This is a genomic window from Burkholderia sp. APQ4-4ca (assembly GCF_057837105.1).
Window position 1 is genome coordinate 1 of the sequence record NZ_JBYQCG010000009.1, and the last position, 8,606, is coordinate 8,606.

Here is an 8,606-nt window from a genome sequence, read left to right on the forward strand (position 1 = left end):
TGGGATTAGCGGATGCGGACGAGTCGGATCCGTAACGGACAATGGCATCATCCGCTCGCCGGATTTCCACGCCGACTCCAGCCGCCGCGCTGGAACCGGTCGACGCCAGCGTCAGCACGCCACCGCGATTGCCCGGGCTCGCGGCATCGGTCATGGTTATAAACATTCTGGTCGACGCTCCTTGCGACCCGCCAAAACAGTCCAAATCGATCGAGAATGGTCTGAGGTCGGATCCACCGCTGGTCTCGAGCGACTTGGCCGAGACCGACCAAAGCGGTACGCCAATCACGTTGTTCCGTACGGGACAGGTCGGCACCGTAGGCTTGATCGGTAAGCCACCGGTCAAGAAAACGCGACGGGCCGCATATCCTTGATCGGGGAAATATGTTTGCCCAATCTGCCGGTTAAAACCCCTCCGGACGTGATCGGTCCCGTCTTGACAAGCTCGATCGTAAAGTAGGCCGAATCCGCCAGAGGCGCAGCTGCCCCATCGCAGTAGTCCTGCTGTGGCCACCATTGGGGCGCATTGATGCCCCCTGCGATTCGATAACCAACGCCCTCTACAGAAGTCGCATACGTACTATAGGTCGCATTATAGGTATCCATTCCCCGATACATCCGCGCGCCCATGATTTTCCCATCTCAGGTAGCGGCACCCCCTACACCGCCAGCGGTCCCGTTGGCTCGATACAAGACAGTACCGTTCGGAATCTCGGGATCGAACACTGCGGGTTGGAAGGATGGAAATTCGACTCTCTGAAAAGGGACAATTTGGCCCGAGTCTTGCCTGACCTGACATACCGCAAACGCGGACACTGGAATCGCAGCGACAATGGCGGACGTACAAATGGCAAATATTTTCATCACTCTCTCCCGACCTAAAGAGCAAAGCCGCTTGCCTACTTTCACCGCAAGTATTTGCAGCAAATCGAGATCCAAGTATAAAAGGCGCCAGCCAGTTATTTCGCGACTTGCACGTCCATTTTCACCATCTCCGGCGACGACCCGAAGCTATTGAATACGGGACGCTCAACATTCCGACTTGGCATCCCGCCAAATTCCTCACTTCATCTGCCAATCATCGGCCGGCCATCTTGCAACTCATCGCCACCCGCTCGTATGCGAGCGTCTTCTTCCGTTCCGGCAACGCGTAGTTGCCTTCGCACGAACCCTCGCTCCAGCGGATCGACAGGCGCCCCTGATCCTTGACGCCGAACACAAGCACACGCGATGCGTTGTCGACCATGCCGAGCACCTTGTCGTTTTCGTCGTACGCGGTCGCACCGAACGGCACCTTGTCACCGTTGCTGCCCGTCACGTCGAACTGGACACGGCGACCGGTCTCTGCCGTGAAGCGCGCCTTGACGATTGCGCCGCGCGTCGGCACCACCGACTTCGAGTTGTCGGTCAGGTCCGTGTCGAAACCGAGACTCTCGGTATCGATGTTCAGCCAGTTGTAGCGATACGGCTGCGCATACGGCACGATCGCGTAGCCACGACGGTCGGTGCTGATGCTCGACGACGACGAGAAACGTGCGCCACGCACGCCCGGCACTTCCGCGATCGCGAAAGTCTCGCCCACCGTCTGGCCCAACGTGATACCGCCGCTGTGTACGACGATCGAACCCGCCGCACCGACGTCGGCGTGTTTCCCGCGGCCCGATTGCGTGTAGTTCGACGTCAGCTTGGCCATCGGCGTATCCCAACCGAGACCCACACCGCCCGATCCGCCCGAATCCTTGCGGTAATCGCCCTGCACGGAGTAGTTGACGGTATTGGCTTCGTTCAAGAACCCGTTCACGCCCGCCTGAACGCTCACGTCGCCACTCGTCGACGCCACCGTGTTCGCGAACGCACGATGCGAACGCACACCGCCGCCGATCGGGATGCTGACCGATGCGGAAAACTGCGTGTCGGCACGGCCGAATGCGCCGGTGTCCCGCGTATGCGCGACCGAGACGCTGTAGCTGAGATTCTTTAGTGCGCCGCTATAACCGAGCTGAATGTTGCGGCTCGAACCGCCGCGGTTCCAGTAGCTCGTGTCGCCGACACTCGCGTAAATCGACCCTCTCGACCCGATCGACTGGTTGATGTTCAGGTCGACGCGGCTTTTCTGACGACGATACCCACCCCCGCCCTGGCGATCGAGATCGTCGACGTGCTGGCTGAACGTGCGATAGCCGTCGGTCGAGTAGCGATAGCCGACCATCGTGAAGGTCGTGTCGGTAGATGTCAGCGTTTTCGAATACAGGAAGCGGAGACTCTGCCCGGTCGACTTGCGGCCTTGCGTGCTCGACTGGCTGTGCGTGACGTCGAACGAGATCCCGCCCAATGGCGAGTTATAGCCGACGCCGAGCGCAATCGCCGCATAGCGCTCGGCGCCGATCAAGCCGCCATAGCCGGTCAGGTTGTCCGACACGCCGTAGACCAGCGACCCTTGGACAAACTTGGGGCGGGACTGACCATAGCCACGATACTGACCGGCCGAAAATGCGTAACGCATCGTGCCGCGACGAATCATGACGGGCAGATACGAATACGATTGCCGGAAAGTGCGCGTGCTCCCGTCGGACTCGATGATCCTGATCTCGAGGTCGCCGTTCGAGCCGCTCGGGTAGATGTCCCGGAACTCGAACGCGCCCGGCGTCACGGACGCCGAATAGATCACGTAACCGTTCTGACGAACTTCGACGACCGCGTTGCTTTGCGCGATACCGCGCACCACCGGCGCATAGCCGACTTCGTTGTCGGACAGCATCCCCGTATCGGAGCTGACCTGCACACCAAGAAAACGCACGCTGTCGAAGATTTCACCGGACGAGTACACTTCGCCCGCGGCCAATCGGCCCTTGATGCCGATCAGGTCGCGCTCAACGTAGCTGCGGTTGACGCTGAAATCCGAAGGCGAACCACGCCGCCACGACAGCGCCGACTCGTTACGAAACCGCCAGGCACCGATGTTCACGCCATTGCGCAACCCGAGATACCCATAGTCGCTGCGATATCCGGAATTCGTATCGTGACTGAAGTTCGCCTGATAATTCGAATAGGCCGCGGCGACACCCTCATCCCACAGCGACGGATCGACAAGGCCACGTATTTGCCCCGGCGCATAGATCTGCGGGACGCTGATATCAAGCGTGAGCGTACCGACGTCGAAACTCGCGGCCGCACCGTCGACCAGTTGGTCGAGACGAACGAGCGTTTTGTCGTCCAGCCCCGCTTCCAGCTTGTGCTCGCGCTCGAGACGCTTCAAATCGACGCCGAGCGACTTGAGCAAACCATACGTGATCACGGGACGTACTTCGCCCGATTCGTCCGCCTTGAACGCAATCGACTCCCGCTTCGCGCGCCGCTGGTTCAACGATACGTCTACGTCGTAGATGCCCGGCGCGACCGAACTGCCGCGCTCGAAGTACGTGAGTTCGACGGGACCGTCCCCCTTCTTGAGGAACATCTCGTTGAACTCGGCCGCATTACCGGAAACAGGTGCAATGATGGCGCCGAACGCCATCAGACAAGACGCGCGCTGGCAAGCCTCTACGATTTTCTTGACAGTTGTGTTCATGTCTTTATTGCGCGCACCTGTCACTCGATCGAGCTATCGGATATACGCATCTCTCCTTTATTAGTACAACGTATTTATTTATCGTGAAAAATCCAGATGGCCATCCGACGCTTGGGAGGCTAATTCGACATATCGGCTTGCGTGTCGACAGTTGCGCCGAAGTCGTTGATCGAGCTGAATTCGACCTTGGCGTTCACCGGTTGCGCATGCCCGGTGTAGTCCTTGAGCGACAGCCGCTTTACGGATTTGGGTGCGACCATCTCGGTGACGATCGGATAGGCATTCGTGCCGACCTTGAGGCGTGCGTGGCCGAGCGAAACAAAATAGGGAGTGTCATTGACGACGTCCAGCGCCGGCTTTCCGCCGTCGCTACTCCAACGCCACTTCAATTGGGCAGGCGCCTCGTCTGCTTTGCCGGGCAGATCGGCGGGCCGATAAAAGAGTTTGATACGTTGACGAACGGCGATTTGCAGCGAGTTATCGCCCTTCGCGCGTTGCGGAATCTCCTGCACGCTCAACCAGAACGCCGATTCGCGGTCGGCCGCCAAGCCTTCTCCTGCGTAGAAAATGCGCAGGATCTGCTGCTTGTCGCCTCCGAGCCGGCTCAGCGATGGTGTGAGGGCAAACGGCAAATCGCCTTGCTTTTCATCGAGGGACTCAATCCACGACTGGATCATCACGTCGTCCTTCGATTGATTCTTGACGACGACGGATGCTTCCTTGCTTTGCCCAGGATAAACAACGCGCGTACCGGACAGCGAAATGCCGGCATGCGACGGCGCGGACAAGAAAAACATCGAGCTGGCCGCGACCAGCCCGGCAATGAGAGATTTCTTCATATCGGATTCGAATCTGGAGGCGGCGGCGAAATGGCTCGTGCCATTTCACCGCTCGATTGAACGACTTACTCGTACGTCAGCGTGAACGGCAGCGTGCCGTTCGCCGTACCTGCTTCGATCTTGTCACCGTTGGCGACGTAACCAGCGCGCAGATCCAGTGCCGCGGTGTAGACCGGCGCGGCTTCCGTGCCGCCCTTGACCAGCGGTGCATCGATCGTCTCGTTGGCCGCGAGGTTCAGCAGCGTGTTGCTGCCGTTGTAGATGCCGATGCCGACACCCTTCGCGCCACCCGAGACCTGCAGCAGCTTGTTGTTCTTGCCGTCGATGCCCGAGCCCGCGCGCGGATCGAACTTCATCTTGATCAACGTCAGGTCGGTTGCCGTATTGCCGCAGTCGAGGTTCAGGTTGATCGACGTGCCGCCCGCGACGCCGCTGCCAGCCGTGCCGCCGATCGAATCGACGCTGACCTTGCCGAGGTTGACCGCGATGTCCTGCTTGCCCTTTTCACCGGTCACGTTGGTGCCCGCACCACCCGTGATCGAGCACGATGCCGCCGTGATACTGCCGGTGAAATTGATCGTGCCGTCAGCGGCCATTGCCGAACCTGCTGCGACCATGCCCACGACTGCTGCCGCGGCGAGAATTTTCTTGTTGAGAGCCACGATTTTCTCCAAATGAAACGTGATTGAACGACTCTTTGCAGAGCAGGATGAATGATGCCAATCCACGCACATTTGGTATTTAGTTGCCGAACGATATCTACATAGAAATTCCTAGTACGGGTACTAAATTTTGATTTTCAACCGTGTGAATACCTGACTCCGATCAAATACAAGGATTTCATACAATGTGGCCGAGATCCGTCCCGCGAGCGGACGCTCGAGAACGAGAATACGAGAGGAAAGGAAGACGGCCTCGGATGAACCCGCCTGCGGTCGGTAACCGCATGCCGCCTGTCAATCGACTCGCGACGTTTGGCCACGTGGCCAGATGCGACGCCAGGCGGCTCAGTTGCCGGACAACCTCGAAAGCGCGGCCTGGACAGCCGCCCGTATCGCCGGCCATTCGGGCTTCAGCGCGTCGATGCCGCCGTCGGCGAGCGTACGTTCGCCTCGTGCGCATGCGTCGGTTGCTGGCGCATTGCCGGCCAGCGCGAAACCGCCGCGCATCGAATGCAGCTCGGTCCGGACCGGATCGACTGCGCCACGCAACAGCGCGTCGTCGATCACGACCAGCGAGCGCTGCGTCGCTGTCCGTAACGCATCGCGCATCTCGTCCGTCATGAGGGGCGCGCCGCTCGCCATCGCCGGATCGGCTTCCACCGTCGGCTCGCGCTTGCCGTGCCGCCGCAACACTGCGTCGAGCGCGTCGATCGACAGCGGCTTGAGCACGACCTCCACCGCGCCGACCTGCGTGCAGCGACGATAGTCCTCTTCGGTTGCATGAGCGGTCATCGTGATCACCGGCACGCTCGCCCCCTGCTCGCGCAAGAAGTTCGCCAGCGCGAACCCGTCGAGCTCCGGCATGCCGAGATCGGTCAGCACGACGTCGAACGGATGCGAAAAATACGCACGCATCGCCTCGATGCCGTTCGCGACGATCGTCGCGTCGTAGTGCAGTGCCTCGAGTTGATCGCGCAGCAGCGCGCGGCTCGCCGGGTGATCTTCCGCAACGAGTACACGCAATGGCGCTTCGTCTTCGTGCGGCCGCGCCGGCGCAATCGGCGCCTCGGCGTGCGGTTCGTCGAACGCTACCCGCCAATCGGCCGGTGCGGCGGGCAGCGACAACAAGGCCGTGATCGCCGTGCCTTCGCCCGGCTGGCTCTCGACCGCCAGATCGCCATGCATCAGCCGGACGATCCGGTGGCACAGCGGCAAACCCAGCCCGGTACCGCCGAAGCGGCGATAGATCGACGCATCCGTCTGGATGTAGACGTCGAACAGCGATGGCAGGCTGCGGGCAGGAATGCCGATTCCGGTATCCCGCACCGCGATCTCGAGCGTGCGCGCCGCCACCTCGCCCGGTGCCGGCCGCGCGTCGATGCTTACGCCGCCGCGCTCCGTAAACTTGATTGCATTGCTGACGAGATTCGATACGAGCTGGCGCAGCCGGGTCGGATCGCCGATGTAGCCGTCGGCCAGTTCCGGCGCGATCCGGCAGTCGAGCGCCAGATGCTTCGCCTCCGCGAGCGGGCGGAAGATCGCCGCGACGTCGCGCAGCACCGCACGCAAATCGAACGGCACGGCCTCCAGCACCATCTGGTTGGATTCGGCTTTCGACAGGTCGAGCACGTCGTTGATCACGCGCAGCAGCGCATCCGACGACGACATCACCGTCTGCAGGCGCCGCCGCTCGTCGACCGGCAACGCCCCGCGCGTCATCAATTCGAGATTGCCGACGATCGCGTTCAGCGGCGTACGAATCTCGTGGCTCATCGTCGCGAGGAAGGTCGACTTCGCCTTGTTCGCATCGTCCGCGGCTTCCCGCGCCTCGCGCAGCTTGTCCTCGGCCTGCTTGCGCGCGGTGATGTCGGTCAGCGTACAGAGCAGCACGTCGACGCCGCGATAGCGCGTACGGATGATGTGCGCGGCGAGATAGGCCGTGCCGCCGTCGGCACGCTCGACCGGCAACTCGTGCGTAACGACGCGCCGCGCTTTCCCGCTCGCCATGCTGCCCTGGTAGGCGTGCCAGATACGCTTGCCGAGCGACGGCGCCGGACCGGTGTCGCCGTAGACCTGTGCCGCGTCGTTACGCACCATGGTTTCGCCGTTGGCCAGCGACAGCAACATGAGCCCGGCCGGCGCCGTGCGAATCAGCGTGCGGTTCAGCGCCTCGCTTTCGATCAGGCGGATCGCGCGGCGATTGGCGGGACGCAGCGCGCGCCGGTCGAACATGACGATCGCGAACCATACCGTGCCGATCGCGAGCAGCGCGAGACCGACCGCAATACTCAGGCGGACGGCCACATCGTCAAACAGGCTACGCCATGAAATCGTCGCGGTCAGCACTTCGCGGAACCCCGGCATCGGGTCGCCGATCACGATGTTCATGCCGACGCGATGGGCCGCGGCGCGTTCGCCATGCGCCGTACGCGTAAAGTCAAGCGCCCGGGCAGTCAGCATGGGATCGGCCGCGCGACCGGTCAGGACCTGCCCGTTCGGGCTGACCAGCGCGTAGTCCCTGCCCGCCGACGAGAAACGGAGAAAATCGTCGACCGCCGGCCGCGTGACCACGACGAACCAGGCGATCGGCTTGCCCTGCCCATCGCGCACCGCCTGCACGAACCGCAGCACCGAGCGTCCGGTCAGCGGATCCTCGCGGCGATCAAGGAGAATCTTCCGGTAATCCGGCGCAGCCGCCGCCGACACGAAATCGCGCGACGGTTGCAACTGCCGGATCAATGCCTTGATGTCGAAACCGGCCGGAAGCGCCACCGCCTGCTTGACCAGCGGATAGCCTGTCACAACGACGAAATTGCCGTCCGGGTCGACCAGATACCCGCCCATCCCCGGGTCGCCGGGCTGTTGTATCGGCATGCTGCCGGTGAGCTCGACCTGCGCCAGCAGCTTGCCGAGCAAGGGTGCGTAGGCGCTCACCGGTTGCGACGATGGAGCGACCGCGAACGCGGCAAACGCCACACGCCCTGCCTGGCCCACTGCGACCAATCTGCCGCGATCGTCGACGAACCGCCCGAGCGTGTCGGGCGATGCAGTCGGACCTTGCCGCGCGATCAGTTCGAGGTTCTCGACGTAGCGATTCTGGAGCGCCCTGACCACCTCCATCTCCGCCAACAGATCGGCCTTGCGTACCAGGAAGTCCGAGCGGAACTGCACAACCGATTCCTGCAGGTCGAGTCGCGCAACCAGCGCGGTGCAGACCAGTACGAACACCGTGATCACCACGCCGCTTCCGTACAGCAGCCATTGCTGCTGGCGTCGCACGCGCCCTGGCTCGAACGGCTTGCGGCCCGCCGCCGCGGTGGCGTGCGCGATCACCGTTTTCAGTTTGCCGGGCATACGTATCGTCGAAGTTGCGTGGGTGCCGGCACGGCATCACGTGCCGTCCGGGTCGCTCGGTGCTGCCCACCGGTTGCCCGTCTAGGCATCGGTCGCCGGCAATTCGGGCAACTGGCCTTCGCTCGCGTAGCGAATCAGGTCCGCATCACGGACGATGCCGAGCTTCTTCATCGCACTCGATTT

At 62.1% G+C, this 8,606-nt stretch carries 6 protein-coding genes and 1 pseudogene; all 7 read right to left on the bottom strand.

All coding sequences use genetic code 11. From position 1 onward, the window contains the following. On the bottom strand, positions 1-316 hold a 316-nt coding region (locus AC3IFE_RS01200; protein ID WP_489189351.1), incomplete at its 3' end, for a fimbrial protein. 26 nt (positions 317-342) lie between these two features. Beyond that, positions 343-606 carry a hypothetical protein gene (locus AC3IFE_RS01205; protein WP_489189347.1) on the bottom strand — a complete coding sequence of 88 codons (264 nt, stop codon included), beginning with the start codon at positions 604-606 and terminating at the stop codon, positions 343-345. Between the two features lie 472 nt (positions 607-1,078). Next, positions 1,079-3,457 (bottom strand): fimbria/pilus outer membrane usher protein, encoded by a 2,379-nt coding sequence (locus AC3IFE_RS01210; RefSeq protein ID WP_489189348.1) that lies wholly within the window; start codon positions 3,455-3,457, stop codon positions 1,079-1,081. A gap of 230 nt (positions 3,458-3,687) precedes the next feature. Next, a complete protein-coding gene (locus AC3IFE_RS01215; RefSeq protein ID WP_301737541.1) occupies positions 3,688-4,407 on the bottom strand; it encodes a fimbrial biogenesis chaperone in 720 nt (239 codons plus the stop codon). Positions 4,408-4,472: 65 nt separating this feature from the next. Beyond that, complete coding sequence (locus AC3IFE_RS01220; protein WP_489189349.1) at positions 4,473-5,135, bottom strand: fimbrial protein; 663 nt, start codon at positions 5,133-5,135, stop codon at positions 4,473-4,475. A 279-nt stretch (positions 5,136-5,414) separates the two neighbouring features. Next, positions 5,415-8,423, bottom strand: a complete 3,009-nt coding sequence (locus AC3IFE_RS01225; RefSeq protein ID WP_489189350.1) for an ATP-binding protein — start codon at positions 8,421-8,423, stop codon at positions 5,415-5,417. An 81-nt stretch (positions 8,424-8,504) separates the two neighbouring features. Beyond that, positions 8,505-8,606, bottom strand: a pseudogene (locus AC3IFE_RS01230) (DNA-binding response regulator); the annotation flags it as partial.

Bases quoted from the DNA above. Each gene is read 5' to 3' on its own strand.
- AC3IFE_RS01205 (WP_489189347.1), bottom strand. From the start codon at position 606: ATGGATACCTATAATGCGACCTATAGTACGTATGCGACTTCTGTAGAG.
- AC3IFE_RS01210 (WP_489189348.1), bottom strand. From the start codon at position 3,457: ATGTTCCTCAAGAAGGGGGACGGTCCCGTCGAACTCACGTACTTCGAG.
- AC3IFE_RS01215 (WP_301737541.1), bottom strand. From the start codon at position 4,407: ATGAAGAAATCTCTCATTGCCGGGCTGGTCGCGGCCAGCTCGATGTTT.
- AC3IFE_RS01225 (WP_489189350.1), bottom strand. From the start codon at position 8,423: ATGCCCGGCAAACTGAAAACGGTGATCGCGCACGCCACCGCGGCGGCG.